The following is a 21,482-nucleotide window of genomic DNA, read 5'->3' as shown; positions in this document are numbered from 1 at the left end:
CGTCAACTCCCCCCACTCACAGGAGGATCCGCGTGAGCCCCACCTCCAGCAGGACCCCCCGCCGTACGGGCCGCAGGACCGCACTCCTCGCCCTCCCCGCGGCGATCCTGCTCGCCCTGGTCCCCACGACCGCCTCCGCGTACCCCAACCCGGGCACGGTCACCGGCTCGACCGTCGTCCACGACCCGACGATGATCCGCACCTCGTCCGGCCAGTACCTCCTGTATGCGACCGGCGGCGGCCTCGGTCACAAGACGTCGACCAACCGGATCGCCTTCAGCGCGGGCTCCGACGCCTTCGGAACCAAGCCGGGCTGGTGGTCGTCGTACGCGACCGAGGCCTGGGCGCCCGACATCTCGTACGCGGGCGGCAAGTACCTGATGTACTACGCCGTCTCGACCTTCGGCTCGAACAGGTCGGCCATCGGGCTCGCCGGTTCGACGACCGGGCTGCCGGGCTCCTGGAGCGACTACGGGACGATCTACACGTCCACCACCTCCAGCGACTACAACGCCATCGACCCGAACCTGTTCGTGGACAGCGACGGCAAGTGGTGGCTGTCCTTCGGCAGTTGGTGGACCGGGCTGAAAATGATCCAGATCAACCCGTCGACCGGCAAGCAGCTCTCGACAAACACCACGCGCTACTCGATCGCGTCCCGCCCGACCGGCACCAAGGCCGTCGAGGCGCCGTACATCGTCAAGCGCAACGGCTACTACTACCTGTTCGCCTCGTACGACGCGTGCTGCGCCGGCACCAGCTCCACATACAAGGTCAAGGTCGGGCGGGCCACCAGCGTCACCGGCCCGTACTACGACAAGAGCGGTGTGGCGATGACGAACAACGGCGGCACGCCCGTCCTGGAGTCGCACGGGCGGTACATCGGCCCCGGCGGCCAGTCGATCATGAGTGACGTCGACGGCGACCTGATCGTCTACCACTACTACGACGGCCAGGACAACGGCGCCCCCAAACTCGGCATCAACCTCCTGAACTGGAGCAGCGGATGGCCCGTCGCCTACTGACCCTGCTGGCCGCGCTGGTGCTCGCCCTGTCGCTCGGGCAGTCCTCGGCGAGCGCGGCCTCCTTCACCAACCCGGTCAAGTCCGTGAAGGGCGCCGACCCCTGGATCTCGTACCACGACGGCAACTACTACCTGGTGACGACGAGTTGGACCGACGTCATCACCATGCGCAAGTCGCCGACCCTGGGCGGGCTCGCGACCGCGCCCAGCGTGCAGGTGTGGAAGGGCGACGCGGCCTCGCGCTGCTGCAACATCTGGGCGCCCGAACTCTTCTACTCCGGAGGCAAGTGGTACCTGTACTTCGTCGCCGGGCAGAACGTCTCCGACTACAACCCGACCCAGCGCACCCACGTCCTGGAGAGCTCCGGATCCGACCCGCTGGGCCCGTACACGTACAGGAACCAGCTCAACAGCGCCTGGATGCTGGATCCGAGCGTCCTGAACGTGAACGGGCAGCTGTATCTGCTGGGCAGCGCGAGCGGCGGGACGCAGAACCTCGTCATCGCGCCGATGTCCAATCCCTACACCCTCAGCGGGTCCTTCTCGACGATCTCCACGCCGACGTACGACTGGGAGAAGTCGGGAGGGACGGTGAACGAGGGGCCCGAAGTGCTCCAGCGGGGCGGGGTCACGCGGATCATCTACTCCGCGAGCGGATGCTGGACGCCCGACTACAAGCTCGGGCAGCTGACCCTGACCGGCTCGAACCCGCTCGCCGCGGCCTCCTGGACGAAGAAGTCCACGCCGGTCTTCCAGCGCAACGACAGTGCGGGCGTGTACGGGCCCGGCCACAACGGGTTCTTCACCTCGCCTGACGGGAGCGAGAGCTGGATCGTCTACCACGCCAACGACAGCGCGAGCGACGGCTGTGACAACGGGCGGACCACGCGGGCGCAGAAGTTCACGTGGAACTCCGACGGGTCACCGAACCTCGGCGTGCCCGTCGGACTGGGCACGAGCCTCGCGGGGCCCTCCGGGGAGCCCTCCAGCACGTCCGCCACGTACACACTCACGAACCGCAACAGCGGCAAGTGCCTTGAGGTGGCGGGAGGTTCGACGGCCGACGGGGCCAACGTCCAGCAGTACGCCTGCAACGGCGGGAACCATCAGAAGTGGCGGGTGGAGGACCGGGGGGACGATACGAGCCGGCTCGTGAACGTGGGGTCCGGGAAGGTGCTGGACACGGCGGACTGCTCCGCGGCGGACGGGGCGGATCTGCGGCAGTGGGCCTGGCTCGACAACACGTGCCAGCGGTTCCGGTTCCTCGCCACCTCTGGGGGTTACGTGCGGATCGTGAACCAGGCGTCCGGGAAGGTGGCGGATGTCGCCGACTGCTCCTCGGCGGACGGGGCGGACGTCCGCCAGTGGACGTGGCTGAACAACAACTGCCAACAGTGGCGCTTCACCACGACGTGACCTCCGGTCCGGTGGGGGTGCGCCACAAGACTGCGCAGTTCCCCGCGCCCCTGAGAGTGCGGGCCGGTGGGGGTGCGCTTCAAGATTGCGCAGTTCCCCGCGCCCCTCGGGAGGGGCTGCGCCCCTTCAGGGGCGCGGGGAACTGCGCGGCCTGCCCCCACCGGCCCGCAGTCGACGTACCGGCGAGGGGGCTTCTAGGGGCGCGGGGAACTGCGCAATCTTGAAGCGCGCCCCCACCCGGGGTCAGCCGACCCGGTTCACCCCGCCGGCCGCAGGCCAGCCCGCTCCGTTGGACGCCCCCGGCGTGTTCGGCCACCCGCCCGGCTGCTGCTGAGGCACAGGCTGCGGCTGCGGCATCGCCTGAGGCTGCTGCGGGAACCCCTGCTGGGGGAACCCCTGCGGCTGCCCCGGCGCGGCGATCGCGGTCAGCCCGCCCGGCATCCCCGTGGTCCCCCGCGTCTGCGCCGCGGTCAACGGCTGGGGCTGCCCGACCATCCCGTTGGCCGCGGCGACGAGCGGCTGCGGCTGCTGCGGCAACTGCTGCGGCTGTTGAGGTACAGGCTGAGGCTGCTGGACCATCCCGTTGGCCGCGCCCGCGAGCCCGGGATACCCCTGCCCGTTGGTCGAGCCGACGAGCCGGTCGACCGCCGCCGTCCCCGAGCTGTAGCCGGCCCCCTGGCTCAGTTCGGGCACGGCGGCTCCCCGCCTGGTGGTGGTTCCGTAGAGCACCGACTCCAGGCCGATCACCAGTCGGCGTACGTCCTCCTGGGGGCGTACCACGAGCCGTACGAAGCGGCTGGACGACCCGATCTTGTTGCCGCACTCGCGGACCAGGATCCGGTGCTCGGTGAGCAGTCGGTCCCGGACCACGGTGCCCTCGGCGCCCACGGGGAGGCGCACGAAGAGGAAGTTGCCCTGTGAGGGGTAGACCGTGAGTCCGGGCAGTGTGGAGAGCTGGCGTGCCATGTCGAGCCGGTCGCGGCGCACCATGTGCAGGCTCTCCACGTACTCGGCCCCGTAGTCCTTGAGCATGAAGACCACGGTCTCCGCGAAGGCGTTCAGGTTCCACTTCGGCAGCATCGAGCGGATGCGTCCCGCCAGGCCCGGGTTGGCGACCATGTAGCCGAACCGCACGCCGTGCAGGCCGAAGTTCTTGCCGAGGCTGCGCAGCACGATGACGTTGGGGCGCATCACCGCTTCCTCGACGATGCTCGGTTCGTTCTCCGCGTCGGCGAACTCCAGGAACGACTCGTCGATGACGATCAGGTCGAGGTCGGCGAGCGCGTCGCAGAACGCCAGGATCGTCTGCTTGGGCAGGAAGCCGCCGTCGGGGTTGTTCGGGTTGCAGATGACGGCCGCGCGGCTGCCCCTGGAGCGGATGAACTGGATGTACTGCGCCGGGTCGAGCGCGAAGCCGTTGCTCTCCTGGAGCGGGAACATGTCGACGCGCTTGCCGGTCTCCAGCGGCTGATCGGTCCAGCGGCCGAAGGTGGGGACGGGGATGGCGAGCGACTCACGGACCAGCAAGTGGTCGATCCAGGTGATGAGTTCGGTGGACCCGTTGCCCATCGCCACGCACTGCGGGGGAAGTTGCAGCAGATTGCACAGCTCGGCGGTGATGGTGTCCGCGCTGCTCGGGTAGTACGTGATGATGTCGCGCAGTCGGTGGGTCAGCTCGTCCATCATCCTGGGCGAGGGGAAGTACGGGTTGCACGGGATACAGAAGTCCACCGGACCGGCCTCCCCGCTCTCTCGTGCCAGCGCGGCCATCGAGGGGCTGTGCGCGCCGGTGCGGAACAGCGAGGTGACATTGTCGGCCATGGACCCTCCGTCCTTGAGGGGCGGCCCGAGCGGGTACGCGGGCGGCGGCCCGAGCGGGGATACCCGGGCCGCCTCTAAGTACGTGCGCCTGTGTGTCCCTGTTCAACGACTGTGAATCGATGTGGAAGTTGTGAACCACCTGTGAAGGGTGGTTAATTGTTGAACGAATGGACCGTCGTCGAACGGTACGTCGCGCCCGGCCTGAGCACGGTCGACGGGAACTCCGGGCGGTTCGGCGAGTCGGGGAAGTGCTGGGTCTCCAGGCACACCGCGTCGCCCTGCCGGTAGGCCCGGCCGCCGGTCCCGACGAGGCTGCCGTCCAGGAAGTTCCCGGTGTAGAGCTGCACTCCGGGCTCGGTCGTCGCGATCTTCAGCGTGCGGCCGGAGACCGGCTCCCGCAGGTGCGCGATGTGCTCGGGCCGTTCGGTGAGCCCCTTGTCCAGGACCATGTTGTGGTCGATGCCCTTGGCGTACAGCAGTTGTGGGTCGTTCCGCCGCAGATCCGCCCCGAGCGTCTTCGGCGTACGGAAGTCGAAGGGTGTGCCCGCGACCCCGGCCAGCTCGCCGGTGGGGACGAGTCCCGCGTCGACCGGGGTGTAGCGGGACGCGGCGACCAGCAGCACATGGTCGTGGACCGAGCCGCCGTCCTCGCCGGCCAGGTTCCAGTACACGTGGTTGGTGAGGTTCACGACCGTGGCCCGGTCGGTGGTCGCCTCGTAGTCGACGCGCCAGTCGCCCCGCGCGGTGAGGGTGTAGGTCACCTGCACCGTGAGCGTGCCGGGGTAGCCCATCTCGCCGTCGGGGCTGGTGCGCCGCAGGATCAGGCCCACGTCGGAGCCGGACGCGTACTCCTCCACGTCCCAGATCCGCCGGTCGAAGCCCTCGGGCCCGCCGTGCAGGTTGTGGCCGCCGTCGTTGACGGGCAGGACGTGATCCTCGCCGTCGAGGGCGAACCTGCCCTTGGCGATGCGGTTGCCGTACCGGCCGATGATCGCGCCGAAGTACGGGCTGGACGTCTCGTACGCCTCGACGGTGTCGAAGCCGAGCGAGACGTTGGTGTGTCCGCCGCGCCCGTCGGGAAGTTCCAGGGACTGGACGATGCCGCCGTACGACAGGACCTTCAGCCGGGTGCCGCCGTTCTCCAGCGACCAGCGGTGGACCTTCGTGCCGTCGGCGAGTTCGCCGAAGAGTTCCTTCACCAGTTCGTTCACCAGTTCTTTCACCGGTTCCTGTCTTCCCGAGACGTCAAGTGGTTCCTGACGCGCACAAAGCAAAATGGGGCCCCGTGGACCGTACGTCCACGGGGCCCCACCTGCACGTTACGAACCGACCTTGCGCTTGTTCCAGACGTCGAAGCCGACCGCCAGGAGCAGCACCAGGCCCTTGATGACCTGCTGCCAGTCGCTGCCGACGCCGACGAGGTTCATGCCGTTGTTGAGCACACCGAGGACGACACCACCGATGATCGCGCCGAGGACCGTGCCCACGCCGCCGCTCATCGACGCGCCGCCGATGAACGAGGCGGCGATCGCCTCCAGTTCGAAGTTCACACCGGCCTTGGGCGAGGCCGCGTTGAAGCGGGCCGCGAAGACCAGACCGGCCAGCGCCGCGAGCATGCCCATGTTGAGGAAGACCAGGAAGGTGACCTTCTTGTCCCGCACACCGGACAGCTTCGCCGCGGGCAGGTTGCCGCCGATGGCGTAGATGTGGCGGCCGATGACGGCGTTGCGCATCACGTAGCCGAAGCCGACGACGAGGACGCCGAGGATGAGCAGCACGACCGGGGCGCCCTTGTAGCTGGCGAGCATCATCGTGACCGTGAGCACCGCGGCGGCCAGCGCCACGATCTTCAGCAGGAACAGCTTGAAGGGCGGCACGTCGAGCGCGAACTCCTGCTGCCGCCTGCGGTCACGGAACTCCTGCAGCACGATGAACGCGATCACGGCGAAGCCGAGCAGCAGCGTGAGGTTGTGGTAGTTGGTGTCCGGGCCGACCTCGGGGAGGAAGCCGTTGGAGACCTTCTGCAGACCCTCGGGGAACGGGCCGAGCGTCTGGCCCTCCAGGAAGATCTCGGTGAGACCGCGGAAGGTCAGCATGCCCGCGAGGGTCACGATGAAGGATGGTATGCCCAGATACGCGATGAAGAAGCCTTGCGCGGCTCCCGCGGCGGCGCCCAGGAGCAGGCACAGCACCACGGCGATCGGCCAGTCGAGGTCGTGCTTGACCATCAGGACGGCCGCCACCGCGCCCACGAAGGCGGTGAGCGAGCCGACCGACAGGTCGATGTGGCCCGCGATGATGACGAGCATCATGCCGATCGCGAGGATCAGGATGTAGCTGTTCTGCAGCACCAGGTTGGAGACGTTGCGCGGCAGGAGCAGGTCGCCGTCGGTCCACACCGCGAACAGCACCACGATCAGGCCCAGCGCGATCAGCATGCCGTACTGCCGCATGTTGCGGCGCATGCCGTCCACCATCAGCTGCAGCAGGCCGTCGCCGCCGCCTGTCGAGCCGCCCTTGCCGGCGGGTGCCGGCGCGGGGGACTTGGCGGTCACATTCGTGCTCATCGGTCTTACCTCTTGTCCTTCGTCATCTGGCGCATCAGCACTTCCTGCGTGGCCTCGGCCCGCTGGACCTCACCGGTCAGCCGCCCGGCGGACATGGTGTAGATGCGGTCGCACATTCCGAGCAGTTCGGGCAGCTCGGAGGAGATGAAGACGACCGCCTTGCCCTCGGCGGCCAGTTTGTCGATGACCGTGTAGATCTCGAACTTGGCGCCCACGTCGATACCGCGGGTCGGCTCGTCGAGGATCAGCACATCGGGCCCCGCGAAGATCCACTTGCTGAGGACGACCTTCTGCTGGTTGCCGCCCGACAGCTTGCCCACCGGCTCGAAGACGGTCGGCGCCTTGATGTTCATCGACTTGCGGAAGCCCTCGGAGACCTGTCGCTCCTGGTGCTCGTCGACGACACCGCCCTTGGCGACCTTGCCCAGCGCGCTGAGCGTGATGTTCCGGTTGATGGTGTCGATGAGGTTGAGGCCGTAGTGCTTGCGGTCCTCGGTCACGTACGCGATGCCGTTCTTGACCGCGTCGGACACGGTCTTCGTACGGATCTCCTTGCCGTCCTTGAGGACGGTGCCGCCCGCGTACCGGCCGTAGGTGCGCCCGAAGACGCTCATCGCCAGCTCCGTGCGCCCGGCGCCCATGAGCCCGGCGATACCGACGATCTCCCCGCGGCGCACCTGGATCGACACGTCGTCGACCACCTTGCGCTGCTGGTCGATCGGGTGGTGCACGGTCCAGTTGCGGATCTCCAGGGCGGGAGCCGCGCCCACCTCGGTGTCGTGCGGGGTGCGCTCCGGGAAGCGGTGGTCGAGGTCGCGGCCGACCATGCCGCTGATGATCCGGTCCTCGGTGGTCTCCGCGGCCTTCACGTCGAGGGTCTCGATGGACCGCCCGTCGCGCAGGATGGTCACCGAGTCGGCGACCGTCGAGATCTCGTTGAGCTTGTGCGAGATGATGATCGAGGTGATGCCCTGGTCCTTGAGACCGAGGATCAGGTCCAGCAGCTTGCCGCTGTCCTCGTCGTTCAGAGCCGCCGTCGGCTCGTCGAGGATCAGCAGCTTCACCTTCTTCGACAGCGCCTTCGCGATCTCGACGAGCTGCTGCTTGCCCACACCGATGTCGGCGACACGGGTGTCGGGGTGCTCGTCGAGCCCGACCCGCCGCAGCAGCTCGGTCGCGTGCTTCAGCGTCTCGGTCCAGCTGATGAACCCGCGCGTGGCGTGCTCGTTGCCGAGGAAGATGTTCTCCGCGATGGAGAGGTAGGGCACCAGGGCAAGCTCCTGGTGGATGATCACGATGCCGTGCTGCTCGCTCGCCCTGATGTCCTTGAACGTGCAGGGCTCACCCTCGAAGAGGATGTCGCCCTCGTACGTCCCGTGCGGGTGGACGCCGGAGAGGACCTTCATGAGGGTCGACTTCCCGGCGCCGTTCTCCCCGCAGATGGCGTGGACCTCGCCCGGCCGGACGCTCAGAGAGACGTCCGACAGCGCCTTGACGCCGGGAAAGGTCTTGACGATCGAGCGCATTTCCAGGACGGGTCCCGCCATGGTCGTGCCTTCCAATCCTTAGAAAACGGCGGTTGTTACTTGAGGTCGCTTTCCTTGATGTAGCCCGAGTCGACGACAACTTCCTTGTAGTTGGACTTGTCGACGTTGACCGGGTCCAGCAGGTAGGCGGGGATGACCTTGGCGCCGTTGTCGTACGTCTTCGTGTCGTTCGTCTCGGGCTTCTTGTCCTTCAGCACGGAGTCGACCATGTTGGCGGCGACCTCGGCGAGCTTGCGGGTGTCCTTGTAGACGGTCTGCGTCTGCTGGTCCGCGATGATCGACTTCACCGAGGCGACCTCGGCGTCCTGGCCCGTGACGATCGGCAGCGGCTTGCTCTTGCTGCCGTAGTCGTCCGACTTGAGCGCGGACAGGATGCCGATGGAGATGCCGTCGTAGGGCGAGAGCACGGCGTCGACCTTGGCGCTCTTGTACGCCGAGGTGAGCAGGTCGTCCATGCGCTTCTGGGCGGTGCCGCCGTCCCAGCGCAGGGTGGTGACCTGGTTGAGCTTGGTCTGGCCGGACTTGACGACGATCTGCTTCTTGTCGATGTACGGCTGCAGGGCGTTCATGGCGCCCTTGAAGAAGTACTGGGTGTTGTTGTCGTCGTTCGAGCCGGCGAAGAGCTCGACGTTGAACGGGCCCTTCTTGGAGCCGTCCTTGAGACCGAGCTTCTCGACGATGTAGCCGCCCTGGAGCTCGCCGACCTTCTCGTTGTCGAACGACGCGTAGTAGTCGACGTTCGGCGAGTTGAGGATCAGGCGGTCGTAGGAGATGACCGGGATGTCGGCTTCCTTGGCCTGCTGCAGAACGTTGTCGAGCGACTTGTTGTCGATCGCCGCGATGATCAGCGCGGAGACACCCTGCGTGATCATGTTCTCGATCTGCGAGACCTGGGTGTCCGGGTCGTCCTCGCCGTAGGCCAGCTTGGTCTTGTAGCCGGCCGCCTTCAGGTTCTTCTCCACGTTGGCGCCGTCGGCGATCCAGCGCTCGGAGGACTTGGTCGGCATGGCGATGCCGACGGTGCCCCCCTTCGCGTCTCCCTTGTCGCTCTCACTGCCGCCGTCACTGTCCTGCCCGCAGGCGGACAGGGTGAGGGCGAGGGAGGCTGCCGCGGCTATGGCGGAGAGGGCTGCCTTGCGATTGCGCATGATCATCTTCCTTGATGCTCTGACGGAGGCTCGGTGTTCAGTTCTTGAAGGTGGTGGTGCGAGGAACGACCGAGAGGAGGTGTGTGGGATTGTGTTCGGCCGCGTCGTCTTTTGTGAAGGGGGTGTAGTCGGAACGTTATGAGGGAATGTCAAAACGTTGGAGTGTCCCCGGCAGCCGCGAGCCGAGCGGCGCCATGTCGCCGTCCGCCCCGTGCCGCGCCAGCAGGTCCAGGGCCAGCCGGCCGCGCCGCACCCTCTCCCGTGCCGTGGACAGCGTCAGCTCCCTCATGTGGTGGCCGTACGGGTAGATCCCGGGAGCCTTGGACAGGCCGAACTTCAGGTACAGCGGTGCGCCGCGCCGGATCAGCTCGGCGACCTCGTACATGCGCACGTAGCCGCCGAGATCGTCGGGGGCCTCGATGTACATGTCCATCGGGGCCGCGCTGACCCTGCGGATCTCCGTCAGGTGGTCCAGCGTGAGATCGCTGGGCACGTTGATCGAGTCCCCGCCGAGCTGCTCGTACACGGCGTACGCGGCCGGGTTGACCGGACCGATGAGCGCCGAGACCTTGAGCGTGGTGTCGGCCGGGATGATCCCGGCGACACGGGCCCTGTGCAGAGTCCACAGCACGCCCTCGTCAGCCACGAGGAGGCACTTTACGCCCAACTCCGTTGCGCGTACGGCGTCTTCCAGACAGCCCGCCACCGCATCGTGACCACGTGCCCTGGTACCGCCGCCCCGCGAGTCCGTACGGGTCGAGCCGCCGATGTCCCAGGTGCCGCGCGGACCGGTGAAGAGGCACAGCTCGATGTCGCGCTCGGCGGTGGCGTCGACCATCTCGGTGATCTCGGCGTCGGTCAGCATCCAGACGCCGCTGCCCTGGCTGATCCGGTGGATCGGCACATCGAGCCGCGAGGACTCCTTCAGGACCACGGCCAGCGCCTCGGGCCCCTCGCACGAGGGGATCTCGGTACGCCACTTGCCGCCCCCCGGGAAGGAGTGCGGGGAGGCGTCGGCGGGGGACAGGGCGGGAGCGCCCAGGCCGAGCGCGGCGAGCGCCTGCTCACCGGGTCGACGGGCCGCTCTGGGAGAAGCGTCGGTCACAAGCTTTCCTTAGCTCTGGCAAAGTATGCGTTCGATATGTCGGACATGGTTCGTGTCGGTGGATGTACGCCGGTGCGGAGCGTCAGGTCTCCGCACCGGCGTACGGATCGGGGGCCGGCGTCCGGTGCCACGGTCAGGGCCGCAGCAGCACCTTGCCGACCTTCGGATCGCCGGACCCCACCAGCTCGATGGCGTGGGCGAACTCGTCCAACGGAAGTTCATGCGTCACCAGCGGCAGCGGATCGAGGAGACCCGCGCCGAAGACCCGTACCGTGTGCGCCCAGGCCTCCGGCGGCGCACCGAACACGGTGTGCACCTCCAGCTGCCGTACGACGAGGTCCGTGGGGTCCAGACCCTCCGCGCCCGCCGCCGGGATGCCCGTGAGCACCAGCCGGCCGCCGCGTCTGAGCAATGAGGCGGCGGTGGTCGCGGCGGTCGCCGAACCGGCCGTCTCGATCACCACGTCGAAGTCGGCGGGCAGCTCCTGGTCCCGGGTACGGAAGTCGCTCGCGCCGAACTTCCGCGACAGCTCCGCACGGTCCGGGCGGGTGCCCACCACCAGCAGCTCCGAGGGTGAACCCGCCTTCAGGAACTGCACGGCGAACATGCCGAGCGTGCCCGTCCCGACGACCGCCACCCGCTCGCCGGGCCGCGCGTTCGCCTTCAGCGCCGCCGCCGCGATACAGGCGGCGGGCTCCAGGAGCGCCGCGGCCGTCAGGTCGGCGTCGTCCGGCAGGACGTGCAGCAGCCGGGCGGGCAGCGTGAGTGTGCCGGCCATGGCGCCGGGCTGGGTGAAGCCCGTCTCCTCGTAGCCGGCCGTGCACAACGTTGTCTCGCCCTCGTGGCAGCGGTCGCACACCTGGCAGTTGCGGAAGCCCTCGCCCACCACCTTGCGGCCCACGAGACCCTCGGGCACCCCGCTGCCGACCGCCTCGACCGTCCCCGACCACTCGTGGCCCGGGGTCAGCGGATAGCGGACGTAGCCCTCGGGGCGGTTGCCCTGGTACACCTCACGGTCGCTGCCGCAGATCCCGCTCGCGTGGACCCGTACCAGGGCCTCGCCCGATGCGGGTGCCTCGGGCTCGTGAGGGGCCAGCCGGTGCTCGCCCGGCCCCTCGATGACGACGGCCTGGGATGCGGCGCTCATGACGGCTCCGTGGCGGTGGGACGGCTCGGGGTCCCGAAGAGGCCGTACGCCCCTCGGTCCGCCGCGCGGCGCGACGACAGCGGCGACCGGCGGCTGGGCACAGCCTGCCACAAGCCCCTGTACAACTCGGCTCCGGGCGGCGTCACTTGCCGGCACCCTTCGGCTTGCGCTGCTCCCAGCCGTCCGCCCACAGGTCGAAGCGCGCCTGCTGCTGCGGGAACTCCGCCGCCGCGTCCGTGTCCAGCTCGACGCCCAGACCCGGCTCGTGCGACAGCTCGAAGTAGCCGTCGACGACCTGCGGGGCGCCCTTCACGATCTTCTTGATGTCCGCGTCCGCGAAGTCGTTGAAGTGTTCGAGGATCTTGAAGTTCGGGGAGCTGAAACCGACCTGGAGGGAGGCGGCGGTGAGGACCGGCCCGCCGACGTTGTGCGGCGCCACGAGCACGTAGTGGGCTTCGGCGGTCGCGGCCAGCTTGCGGGTCTCCCAGATGCCGCCGAGGTGGCCGACGTCCGGCTGGATGATGTCCACGGCCTGGCTCTCGAACAGCTCGCGGAACTCGATGCGATCGTGAATACGCTCACCGGTCGCGACCGGGATGTCGACCTTCGCCGCCACCTTCTCCAGCGCCTTCAGGTTCTCCGGCGGCACCGGCTCCTCCAGCCACGCGGGCTTGAAGGGCGCGAGCTCACGGGCGAGCCGGATGGCCGTGGCCGGCGAGAAGCGGCCGTGCATCTCCAGCATCAGCTCGGTGTCCGGGCCGATCGCGTCGCGGACCGCCTCGATCAGCGAGACCGAGTACAGCGACTGCTCGTGGTCCAGCTCGAAGTGACCCGTCCCGAACGGGTCGATCTTCAGCGCCTTGTACCCGCGCTCGACGACCGCCTGGGCCGCCTTGTGGTACGCCTCCGGGGTGCGCTCCGTGGTGTACCAGCCGTTCGCGTACGCCTTCACGCGGTCGGTGACCTTGCCGCCGAGCAGCTGCCACACGGGCACGCCCAGGGCCTTGCCCTTGATGTCCCAGCACGCCATCTCGATCACGGCGATACCGGACATGACGATCTCGCCGGCGCGCCCGTAGTCGCCGTACTTCATACGGCGGACGAGGTCCTCGACGGCGAAGGGGTCGGAACCGAGAATGTGATTGGCCTGCGCCTCCCGCAGATAGCCGATCAGCGCGTCGGTGTGGCCCAGCATGCGGGTCTCACCGACCCCGGTGATGCCCTCGTCGGTGTGCACCTGGACATAGGTCAGGTTGCGCCATGGCGTCCCGACCACGTGTGTGCTGATTCCGGTGATGCGCACGGAGAATGCCCCTTGTCGTGCTCTGCGGCTGCTTTGACGAATCTGTTTCGACTGTTCGATATTTCGTCACACGTTCGAAATGCTGGCCAGACAGTAAGGATTGGGCGGCGGACGTGTCAATGGGTCGAACGAAGAACGGTTTCGGCGAGATGGCGAAGGAAGGCGGGGAATGGTCGGGCCTGTCCTCAACTGGCACACCCGAACGGGCAGTTCAGCACAGAACTTTCACAGCTGCGGCTGGGAACGTGACCTGAGCGGAGTTTAGTCTTCCGGCGTCATGGACTACTGCCTCCCGTGCCAACGGCACCTCAATGGCGCCCTCGCTTGCCCGGGGTGCGGTACATCGGCCGAAGCATGCCGGGAGTACGCGGCCTCCCTGGACGACCGCGAGGACGCCGACGACCGCGACGACGCGGAGGACGAGGACGACGACTCCGGGCCCGAGGGCGGCGCGGGACGCCGCGCCCGGCGCGGACGCGGCACACGCGGCGGGAGCCGGGGGGTGCGCGCGAACCGGCGGGACCGGAAGGCGGCGCTGCACCGGCGGCGGCGCAAGCGGGTGCTCCTCGTGGCGGCCGGGCTGCTGCTCGCGGCCGGCGGGCTGAGCCTGGCCGAGCTGGGCATAGAGGCACCGTCCTCCGAGCCGAAGGCGTCCGCGGCCAAGGAGTCGTCCGCCGGGTCCTCGGCCTCCGCGGACGGTTCGGCGGGGTCCGGGGGAGGCGGTGCCGGGGGGTCGGGGGCGTCGCCGTCCGCCTCGGATTCGAAGAAGTCCAAGGAGTCGGAGAAGTCCAAGAAGGACAAGGACAAGGACGACGACGACAAGGGCGACGAGGACTCGGAATCGGCCGGTCCGTCGTCGTCGCCGACGGCCACCGGGCCGGTGGCCTCGGCCCCTGCGTCCGCTCCGTCCGCCCCTGAGACGTCGGATCCGGGTACGCCCGATCCCGACCCCACGACGGATGAGCCGGAGCCCGACCCGGAACCGACCCCGACGGAGCCGTGCGACCGCTTCTTGTGGTGGTGCACGTAACCGCTGGCCGCGGGCGGTGAAACGGGGCGGTTCGTAGGCTGCGGCCCGGTGGGGGCAAAGCCAAAAGATTGCGCAGTTCCCCGCGCCCCTAAAGACAAAAGACTGCGCAGTTCCCCGCGCCCCTGATGGGGCGCAGCCCCGCTTCAGGGGCGCGGGGAACTGCGCGGGTGACCCCCGCCGGGCCGCGGGCGAGGTCGAGGGGGTCGGGCCCCTTCAGGGGCGCGGGGAACTGCGCGAGCAAGCCCCGCCGGGCCGCAGTGGGCGTCGAGGGGGTCGTACCCCTTCGTGGGCGCGGACCGACAGGTCAGGCCGGGGTGGGGCCCGCGTCCGCCACCCCGGTGGACCCGTCCAGCATGCGCAGCAGCAGGCCGCGCAGAGCCACCCGCTCCTCCCGGGACAGCCCGGCCAACGGCTCCCGCGCGAACCGCAACGACAACCGCAGGCTCCGGGCGACAGCCCGCCCCTCCTCCGTCACGGCGGCCAGCTTCACGCGGCGATCGGTCGGGTCCGGCCGCCGCTCCGCGAGCCCCCGCGCCTCCAGCCGGTCCACGATCCCGGTGACGTTCGACGGCTCGCACTTCAGCTTCTGCGCCAGCCGCCGCATCGGCAGCGGCTCCAGCGAGAGCAGGCTGAGCAGCCGCGCCTGCGCCCCGGTCAGCGAGTGCTCCGCCGCCGCCTCCTCGTACTCCTCGTGGTAGCGGGCCACGACCGTGCCGATGAGGTCGACGACCTCAAGGGTCAGTGGGTCGAACGAGGGAGTCTTCTGTACGGCCATGCCCGACAGGCTACCCGGTTACTTGACATCATGAAATATTCAGGAGCATGGTTGTTTCACATACTGAAGCATTCTCATGTGTGGAAACCGTTGCACCAGGAAAGGCGCCCTCCATGACCGACACAGCCGAGCTCCCCGCCACCAGCCGCGAATGGCATCTCGTCAGCCGCCCGGTCGGCGTCCCGAAGCCCGAGGACTTCGCCCTGGTCGAGGCCGACCTGAAGCAGCCCGGCCCGGACCAGATCGTGGTGCGCAACAAGCACCTCTCCGTGGACCCGTACATGCGCGGCCGCATGAGCGCCGCGAAGTCGTACGTCGCCCCCTACGAACTGGGCAAGGCCATGCTCGGCGGCGCGGTCGGCGAGGTCGTCGCCTCGAACGCGGACGGCGTCTCCGTCGGCGACCACGTCCTGCACGGCTTCGGCTGGCGCGAATACGCCCTCTTCGACGCCAAGCACGCCGTCAAGGTGGACCCCGGGGCCGCGCCCCTGACCACGTACCTCGGCGTGCTCGGCATGACCGGCCTCACCGCGTACGCGGGCCTGCTGCGCACCGCGTCCTTCGAAGAGGGCGACTCCGTCTTCGTGTCGGGCGCGGCCGGCGCCGTGGGCAGCCAGGTCGGCCAGATCGCCAAGCTCAAGGGCGCCTCGCGGGTCATCGGCTCGGCCGGCTCCGACGAGAAGGTCAGGCTGCTGGTGGAGGAGTACGGCTTCGACGCCGCCTTCAACTACAAGAGCGGCCCCGTGAGCGAGCAGCTTCGCAAGGCCGCCCCGGACGGGATCGACGTCTATTTCGACAACGTCGGCGGCGATCACCTGGAGGCCGCGATCGGCTCCCTCAACCTGCGTGGCCGTATCGCCATCTGCGGAATGATCTCCGTCTACAACAACACGGAGCCGGCGCCGGGGCCGAAGAACCTCGCGCGCCTCATCGCGACGCGCGGCCGGATCCAAGGGCTCCTCGTCGGCGACCACTACGACCTGCAGCCGCAGTTCGTGCGGGAGGTCGGGCCGTGGGTGGCCTCGGGCGAGCTCAAGTACCGGGAGACGGTCGTCGAGGGCATCGAGAACAACCTGGAGGCGTTCCTCGGGGTCCTGCGCGGCGACAACACCGGCAAGATGATCGTCACGCTCTGACCCCGACGCGCGTGTCGGCCGACCTCAAGGACTGCGCAGTTCCCCGCGCCCCCAAAGACAAAAGACTGCGCAGTTCCCCGCGCCCCTGATGGGGCGCAGCCCCGCTTCAGGGGCGCGAGGAACTGCGCGAGCAACCCCCACCGGCCCGCAGGTGATGTCGAGGGGCCCGCGCCCCCTCTTTTCAGGGGCGCGGGGAACTGCGCAATCGTTTAGCTCGGCCCCCGCCGGCCCGCGGCCGAGTGAACCGCCAGAACCAACCGCTGGTTCTCCGGTGCCGCGCCGCCCGGGAACGCGATCCGCCGCCGCGTGTACCCGTACGCCACCCCACTCCGCGGATCAGCGAACCCCTGCGACCCACCGGCCCCACTGTGTCCGAAGGCCCCCGCCCCCAGGAACGGATGCCACATGTCGGCAGTGGCCTGAAACCCCAGCCCGTACGACTTGTGCGCCCGCGCCACCAGGTCGTACCCCACGGAGTGGATCTGCCCCACCTCCGCGACCGTGTCCGGCTTGAGCAGCGCCGCGCGCCCGTTCACCCCGCCGACCGCCGCCGCGTACATCCCGGCGAGCCCGCGCGCGGAGGCGACCCCGCCGGCCGATGCCTGCCCGAGGGCCCGCACGGCACGGGAGTTGGGGAAGTCCACCAGCGGCACAGCCCCGGGCACATGCTCGTTGAACGCGATCGACGCCAGCGTGTGCGGCCCCCGGGGCGTCGAGTCCAGCAGTGCCTGCTCCGGCGGCGTCGGAGCCATCGGCTGCACCGACAGGTACCGGTGCTCCTCCGACTCGGGCAGCCCCAGGTGGAAGCCCAGCCCGTACGGCGCCCGGATCCGCTCCTCGTACACCTCCTGGAGCGTCCGGCCGGTGACCCGCCGGACGACCTCGCCGGTGAGGGCGCCGATCACCAGCGCGTGGTAGCCGAACGCCGTGCCGGGCCGCCAGAACGGCCGCTGCCCTGCGAGCCGTTCGGCGATCACCCGGTCGTCGGCCAGTTCGTCGAGGGTGAAGCCCGCGTCCGAACCCACCAGCCCCGCCCGGTGCGCCAGCAGCTCCCGCAGGGTCACCGCCGACTTGCCCTCCGCCGCGAACTCCGGCCAGTAATGGGCAACTTCGCGATCCAGTTCCAGCGTGCCGTCCTGCACGAGCAGGGCGACCACCAGGTGGGCCGCCCCCTTCGAGGAGGAGAAGACACCGAACAGCGTGTCGCCGTCGGTGTCCGCGCCGGCCCACAGATCGACGACCCGCCGCCCCCGTACGTACGCAGTCAACTGGCCCGCGTAGTCCGGGCGTTCGGCGGAGACGACGGACGCGAACTCCTCGCGCACCGCCTCGAAGCCTTCGGCGACGGTGCCGTGGATCTCCTGTGCCATCCGTGCTCTCCTCAGATCTGTGCCGGTGCCGTGGCTCTACGCCCTCGGTGTCCTCGGCGCCCTGCCCTCGGTGCCCTCTGTACTCTCGGCGCTCAGGACACCGTCAGCAAGGCCCGCGCGACCTGCGCGAACTCTCCCTTGGGATGATCGCGGAAGAGCGGCTCCGTGCCGAACAGCACGGCGTGCGGCCCGCTCACCACCGACGCCCGTCCCGCGGCCTGCGCGGGCCCGCCGCTGCCGTCCTCCAGCGCACGCCAGTGCCCGGAGACGAGCGGATTCCCGCCGGCCGCGCCCGCATACGACTGTTCCACACGCACCCCGGCACCGAGGCCCGTGAACCACACCGGCGCGTAGACGAAACTGTGGTCGGGCGCGCCCGCGATCACGCCGCCGCCGGATGAATTGACCACCCGTACAACGCCGTTGGCGTCCGGGTTGCCCGCCACCGCCTCGACCGGGAGAAGCCCGGCGGAGGTGTTGAGAGCGGCTCCGGTGGTTCCGCGGCCCACCAGCCCCCTCCGGCCCACGAAGGTGTTCAGTGCATCGCGCGCGGCCGGGGTGAGGTCCGCGGGGTCGAGTCCCGAGGACGCGAACAGGACGTCCGCCCGCGACCAGTCGAAGCCCGCGTCGAGGATCGCCGTGGACACCGGGACCACGTCGAAGTTCATCTCCCGCAGCGCGAACAGCTCACCCGGCGTGACCGCCGCGGCCACCCGGACCCGCCGCAGCGGGGCGCCGCCGTTCTCCTTCGTCGCGTCGAAGGCAACGTCGTACGTCCGCGCGGCGGCCACGGCCTTCGCGCGGGCCGACGCGGGCACGATGGCACTCCCGTCGGCCGCCCGTCGCACCGAAACCCCTTCCGCGAGCAGGGAGTTGAGAGCTGCTACCTCCCGTGCGTCGTCAAGGCGCAGCCGCAGTCGCAGCGGGGGCTGCCGCGTGCCGCCGGGCGCCACGTACCCCACCCTCGCGGCGGCGTGCACCGCCCGGTCCGGCACGTCGAGCTTCGAGGTCCGTACGGTGTCGACGGTCGCGCCCCACAGCCGGCCGAGGCTCCAGCCGGAGATGTCGTACATCACCGACACCTTGTCACTGATGTCCCGCCCGTCCGCCAGCATCACATTGGCCATGCCCCGCTTGGGCTGCCGCAGATCGACGACGTACGAGCCCTTCGCGTACGCCTTCCCCCCGATCCTGAAGTCCCTTGTCGCCTGCCGGACCTGTACGTCGTTGGCGAGCAGGTGGTCGACGAGCCGGGCCGCGGCCGGCGCCGAGCGCTGGGAGTCCGCGCCCGCCGGAATCACGTACGCGCGGGGGAAGTCGGTGGTGTAGACGTCCTCCGGGCCGATGCCCGGGACGCCCGGCACCGTCTCCGGTGAGACCGGCACCTGGGCGGCGCCCGTCACGCTCCGGCGGAAGACCTCGATCTGGTCGGCGACGAGTGAACCACGGTGCGTGCGCGCGTAGTCGAGGCTCGCGCGCATCGCCGCGCCCGCGACGGCCACGTTGATCGACGCGCGGCGGCGCAGCTCGGTGACGGGCAGTTCGTCGTACTCCTCGTTGTTCACCGCCATCGGGAACTCGACCGTGTGCGCGGCGACCGTGCCGTGGAAGGGCATGTACTGCGGGGTGAAGATCGGCGGCCAGTCGTCCCAGCCCTCCTCCTGGTCCCGGAAGGGGATCTGGGCCGGTTCCACGCCGTCCTTCTCCGGCGTGTATCCGAGGCCGTTGACGGCGGCCTCCATGCCGAGGGCGTTGGCGTAGGTGTTCTTCAGGAAGAGGTCGTACTCGTAGTTCTCGCCGTGCGGGGGAGTCGTCGGCTCGATCAGGGTGCCGTTGACGTAACCGTGCAGGTCGACCATGAGCGCGGGCTGCTTGTCGATCGCGATCTGCCGCATCGCCCGTACCTCGGGCTGCGAGGCGGTCACGAAGTCCCGGTTCAGGTCGAAGCCGTTGGCGTTCGCGCGGGTGCCCGCGATACGGCCGTCCGGGTTCGCGGTGATGTTGAAGTACACGCGGTGGTGGGCGAGAAGGTCGGCGGTCGTCCCGTCCTTCGCCGTGGCGAGCTTCTCGATCAGCGTGAGGGAGGCGTCCGTGCCCTCCCACTCGTTGCCGTGGATGTTGTTGTTGAAGAAGACCGGCGTCTTGTAGTCGCGCTCGACGGCGGGGTCCTTGGCGGCGGCGACCGGCGCGTTCTCGATCATCTCGCGCAGCCGCTCCTGCGCGCGCGCCTGCCGCTCCGACTCCGGCGCGGTGACGGTGACCAGAAACAGCCGGTGCCCACCGGCGGAACGGCCCGCGACTTCCACACTCACCCGGTCACCGAGACGCTGCAGCGCGTTCAGCCTCGGGGCGATCGAGTGGTACGGGGTGAGGCCCAGCCTGATGGACTTGTCGGCCGGGTTCTCCGCGTCCGGGGCGAGGACCTGCTCACGCGGATAGCCGCGTACGGCTCCGGCGTCGGGGGTGAGTCCGGTGACCGGGGCGGTCAGGGCGCGGTCGATTGCACTCTCGGGGGCCCTGGCCGCGACGCCGGCGCCGTCGGAGGGGCCGGACCCCTCGCGGACCGGCGGCCCCGGGCGGGGCGTCGGATCGGCGGCGGCACCGTTCGGGGTGAGCAGGAGCGTGGCCGCCGCGGTGGCGGTGGCCGTGGCGATCAGGACGGGTCTCGGCAGGCGCACGTGTACCTCCACGGAGAGGGCCCGACAGGGGTCACTTCGGTAGGGGAGGTCTACCTGTTCGCCTCTCCCGCAACAAGGGGGCGTCGCCGTAACCGATGAGGCGGACGCCGGGCCCGGGGCAGGGCGGAGGAGGCATCCTGGGAACGGACCCGTGAACCGGCCGGACCCGACCGGATCCGACTGAACCCGAGCGGGCCCGGCAGGCACCCGGCAGCACGCGTGCGTGAGGCGAGGAGAGCCCATGGCAACCATCCCGTCGCTCCCCAGCAGGGACGACGTCGCGCGTATCGCGCGCAGCACGACCGACATCACCGGCCAGCTCCTGGACACCGCGGGCAACCTCACCCGCATCGCCGTCAACACCTTCGACCCCCGGGACGGTTCGGGGGCGGAAGCGCTGCGGGTGCTGCGCGAGACGACCGCCGAACTGGCCGAGGCGAGCGCGTCCCCGCAGGCACAGGAGGCGTTCTACCGGATGGTCGACACGCTCACCCGGCTGGGGACGAGCGGGGCGCCGCTCGCCGTCCACCCGGTCAGCGAACCGGCCCGGGCGCTGCTCACCGCGCTCGGGGAGAGTCTGCTGCCGCTCCTCGACGCGGTCGAGCCCGCGGTGGAGGAGGCGGCGGAAGCACTGGGGGAACTGGTCGACGCCTCGTCGCCGCTGCTGCCCGCGGCGGCCGGGGTGACGGCGGGCACGCTCCTGGTGCTCGCGCCGGTGATCCGGGCCGCGGCGGAGGTGCTGCGGGACTCGTCGCCCGAACTGCGGCGTATCGCGGACGCGTTGACGTCCGCGGTGGCTCCGCTGCTGCCGGTGCAGGTGGCGCTGGCGGAACGGGCCGCGGGGGCGGGGGCGGGGGTCGTGCGGGCGGTCGTGCCGCCGCTGGCCGACCTCACGGAGGTGGCTGCCGCCGGCTTCCGGATGGGGCGGCCGCTGCTGATCGCGGGGGAGGAGATGGTGGTCTCCGGCCTCGAACAGCTCCAGCCGCTGCTGCTCGCTTCCGCGGGGTGGGCGGGGAGGGTGGCCCGGGCGGCTTCGGTGCGGGTGTCCGCGGCGGTTTCGCCTGCGGCGGGCTCGGCGGTGGTGGTGACGGGTCACCCGGCATGACGCACACCCTCGGACGGGCCTGCGGCCCTGGAACCCCTGCGGCCTGACGCCGAATCGTCCGGCGCGGCCCGGCGGGGGCTGGCCGCGCAGTTCCCCGCGCCCCTGGGGTGGGTGGGGCCTGGCGTCGGCTTGCACGGTGCGGCCCGGTGGGGGTTGGCCGCGCAGTTCCCCGCGCCCCTGGGGTGGGTGGGGCCTGGTGTCGGCTTGCACGGTGCGGCCCGGTGGGGGTTGGTCGCGCAGTTCCCCGCGCCCCTGGGGTGGGTGGGGCCTGGTGTCGGCTTGCACGGCGCGACCCGTCCGTGGCTGGTCG

At 69.7% G+C, this 21,482-nt stretch carries 16 protein-coding genes; 5 read left to right on the top strand and 11 right to left on the bottom strand.

Features of this window, described 5'->3' with window-relative positions; genetic code table 11:
* The first annotated feature begins 32 nt into the window (after nucleotides 1-32).
* Nucleotides 33-1,025: an arabinan endo-1,5-alpha-L-arabinosidase gene (locus C6Y14_RS22345; RefSeq protein WP_107018539.1), complete on the top strand. Its 993-nt coding sequence runs from the start codon at nucleotides 33-35 to the stop codon at nucleotides 1,023-1,025.
* A complete protein-coding gene (locus C6Y14_RS22340; protein ID WP_107018538.1) occupies nucleotides 1,007-2,440 on the top strand; it encodes a family 43 glycosylhydrolase in 1,434 nt (477 codons plus the stop codon). The genes C6Y14_RS22345 and C6Y14_RS22340 overlap by 19 nt, the downstream gene beginning before the upstream one ends.
* A gap of 243 nt (nucleotides 2,441-2,683) precedes the next feature.
* On the opposite strand, the gene C6Y14_RS22335 is transcribed toward C6Y14_RS22340, so the two are convergent.
* From C6Y14_RS22335 to C6Y14_RS22300, 8 genes are all read right to left on the bottom strand, one after another.
* Entirely contained in the window at nucleotides 2,684-4,261 is a 1,578-nt protein-coding gene (locus C6Y14_RS22335; RefSeq protein WP_107018537.1) for a pyridoxal phosphate-dependent aminotransferase, read from the bottom strand.
* A gap of 152 nt (nucleotides 4,262-4,413) precedes the next feature.
* Nucleotides 4,414-5,484, bottom strand: a complete 1,071-nt coding sequence (locus tag C6Y14_RS22330) for an aldose epimerase family protein (RefSeq protein ID WP_450152394.1) — start codon at nucleotides 5,482-5,484, stop codon at nucleotides 4,414-4,416.
* A gap of 96 nt (nucleotides 5,485-5,580) precedes the next feature.
* Nucleotides 5,581-6,828: a multiple monosaccharide ABC transporter permease gene (gene mmsB / locus C6Y14_RS22325; RefSeq protein ID WP_107018536.1), complete on the bottom strand. Its 1,248-nt coding sequence runs from the start codon at nucleotides 6,826-6,828 to the stop codon at nucleotides 5,581-5,583.
* A gap of 5 nt (nucleotides 6,829-6,833) precedes the next feature.
* A complete protein-coding gene (gene mmsA, locus C6Y14_RS22320) occupies nucleotides 6,834-8,375 on the bottom strand; it encodes a multiple monosaccharide ABC transporter ATP-binding protein (protein ID WP_107018535.1) in 1,542 nt (513 codons plus the stop codon).
* A gap of 35 nt (nucleotides 8,376-8,410) precedes the next feature.
* Nucleotides 8,411-9,523, bottom strand: a complete 1,113-nt coding sequence (gene chvE / locus C6Y14_RS22315) for a multiple monosaccharide ABC transporter substrate-binding protein (protein WP_199854808.1) — start codon at nucleotides 9,521-9,523, stop codon at nucleotides 8,411-8,413.
* 136 nt (nucleotides 9,524-9,659) lie between these two features.
* The gene (locus C6Y14_RS22310) at nucleotides 9,660-10,628 is read right to left on the bottom strand and encodes a hypothetical protein (protein WP_107018533.1); all 969 of its coding nucleotides are present in this window, start codon (nucleotides 10,626-10,628) and stop codon (nucleotides 9,660-9,662) included.
* A gap of 133 nt (nucleotides 10,629-10,761) precedes the next feature.
* A complete protein-coding gene (locus C6Y14_RS22305; RefSeq protein WP_107018532.1) occupies nucleotides 10,762-11,775 on the bottom strand; it encodes a zinc-dependent alcohol dehydrogenase in 1,014 nt (337 codons plus the stop codon).
* Nucleotides 11,776-11,917: 142 nt separating this feature from the next.
* Nucleotides 11,918-13,078, bottom strand: coding sequence for a mandelate racemase/muconate lactonizing enzyme family protein (locus tag C6Y14_RS22300; protein WP_107018531.1), 1,161 nt, complete (start codon nucleotides 13,076-13,078; stop codon nucleotides 11,918-11,920).
* Between the two features lie 277 nt (nucleotides 13,079-13,355).
* Between C6Y14_RS22300 and C6Y14_RS22295 the strand changes: the two genes are divergently transcribed.
* Nucleotides 13,356-14,108: an SCO2400 family protein gene (locus C6Y14_RS22295; protein ID WP_225891205.1), complete on the top strand. Its 753-nt coding sequence runs from the start codon at nucleotides 13,356-13,358 to the stop codon at nucleotides 14,106-14,108.
* Between the two features lie 304 nt (nucleotides 14,109-14,412).
* Here the strand turns inward: C6Y14_RS22295 and C6Y14_RS22290 are convergent, their stop codons facing one another.
* Entirely contained in the window at nucleotides 14,413-14,883 is a 471-nt protein-coding gene (locus C6Y14_RS22290; RefSeq protein WP_107018530.1) for a MarR family winged helix-turn-helix transcriptional regulator, read from the bottom strand.
* Nucleotides 14,884-14,996: 113 nt separating this feature from the next.
* Here C6Y14_RS22290 and C6Y14_RS22285 point away from each other — a divergent pair, with 113 nt between their 5' ends.
* Nucleotides 14,997-16,019 carry an NADP-dependent oxidoreductase gene (locus C6Y14_RS22285; protein ID WP_107018529.1) on the top strand — a complete coding sequence of 341 codons (1,023 nt, stop codon included), beginning with the start codon at nucleotides 14,997-14,999 and terminating at the stop codon, nucleotides 16,017-16,019.
* Between the two features lie 209 nt (nucleotides 16,020-16,228).
* Here C6Y14_RS22285 and C6Y14_RS22280 read toward each other — a convergent pair whose 3' ends face one another.
* Nucleotides 16,229-17,389 carry a serine hydrolase domain-containing protein gene (locus C6Y14_RS22280; protein ID WP_107018528.1) on the bottom strand — a complete coding sequence of 387 codons (1,161 nt, stop codon included), beginning with the start codon at nucleotides 17,387-17,389 and terminating at the stop codon, nucleotides 16,229-16,231.
* 92 nt (nucleotides 17,390-17,481) lie between these two features.
* On the bottom strand, nucleotides 17,482-20,067 hold the full coding sequence (locus C6Y14_RS22275; RefSeq protein ID WP_107018527.1) for a M14 family zinc carboxypeptidase: 2,586 nt from the start codon (nucleotides 20,065-20,067) through the stop codon (nucleotides 17,482-17,484).
* A 241-nt stretch (nucleotides 20,068-20,308) separates the two neighbouring features.
* On the opposite strand from C6Y14_RS22275, the gene C6Y14_RS22270 reads away from it, so the two are divergent.
* Complete coding sequence (locus tag C6Y14_RS22270; RefSeq protein WP_107018526.1) at nucleotides 20,309-21,172, top strand: hypothetical protein; 864 nt, start codon at nucleotides 20,309-20,311, stop codon at nucleotides 21,170-21,172.
* The last annotated feature ends 310 nt before the right edge of the window (nucleotides 21,173-21,482 follow it).

Origin of the sequence: Streptomyces dioscori (assembly GCF_003024195.1) — a bacterium.
Taxonomy (GTDB): Bacteria; Actinomycetota; Actinomycetes; order Streptomycetales; family Streptomycetaceae; genus Streptomyces; species Streptomyces dioscori.
Note: the sequence above shows the minus strand (reverse complement) of the source record. Positions and strands in the feature narration are given on the sequence as shown.

Bases quoted from the DNA above. Each gene is read 5' to 3' on its own strand.
- C6Y14_RS22340 (WP_107018538.1), top strand. From the start codon at position 1,007: ATGGCCCGTCGCCTACTGACCCTGCTGGCCGCGCTGGTGCTCGCCCTG.
- C6Y14_RS22335 (WP_107018537.1), bottom strand. From the start codon at position 4,261: ATGGCCGACAATGTCACCTCGCTGTTCCGCACCGGCGCGCACAGCCCC.
- mmsB (WP_107018536.1), bottom strand. From the start codon at position 6,828: ATGAGCACGAATGTGACCGCCAAGTCCCCCGCGCCGGCACCCGCCGGC.
- mmsA (WP_107018535.1), bottom strand. From the start codon at position 8,375: ATGGCGGGACCCGTCCTGGAAATGCGCTCGATCGTCAAGACCTTTCCC.
- chvE (WP_199854808.1), bottom strand. From the start codon at position 9,523: ATGCGCAATCGCAAGGCAGCCCTCTCCGCCATAGCCGCGGCAGCCTCC.
- C6Y14_RS22305 (WP_107018532.1), bottom strand. From the start codon at position 11,775: ATGAGCGCCGCATCCCAGGCCGTCGTCATCGAGGGGCCGGGCGAGCAC.
- C6Y14_RS22295 (WP_225891205.1), top strand. From the start codon at position 13,356: ATGGACTACTGCCTCCCGTGCCAACGGCACCTCAATGGCGCCCTCGCT.
- C6Y14_RS22290 (WP_107018530.1), bottom strand. From the start codon at position 14,883: ATGGCCGTACAGAAGACTCCCTCGTTCGACCCACTGACCCTTGAGGTC.
- C6Y14_RS22285 (WP_107018529.1), top strand. From the start codon at position 14,997: ATGACCGACACAGCCGAGCTCCCCGCCACCAGCCGCGAATGGCATCTC.
- C6Y14_RS22280 (WP_107018528.1), bottom strand. From the start codon at position 17,389: ATGGCACAGGAGATCCACGGCACCGTCGCCGAAGGCTTCGAGGCGGTG.
- C6Y14_RS22270 (WP_107018526.1), top strand. From the start codon at position 20,309: ATGGCAACCATCCCGTCGCTCCCCAGCAGGGACGACGTCGCGCGTATC.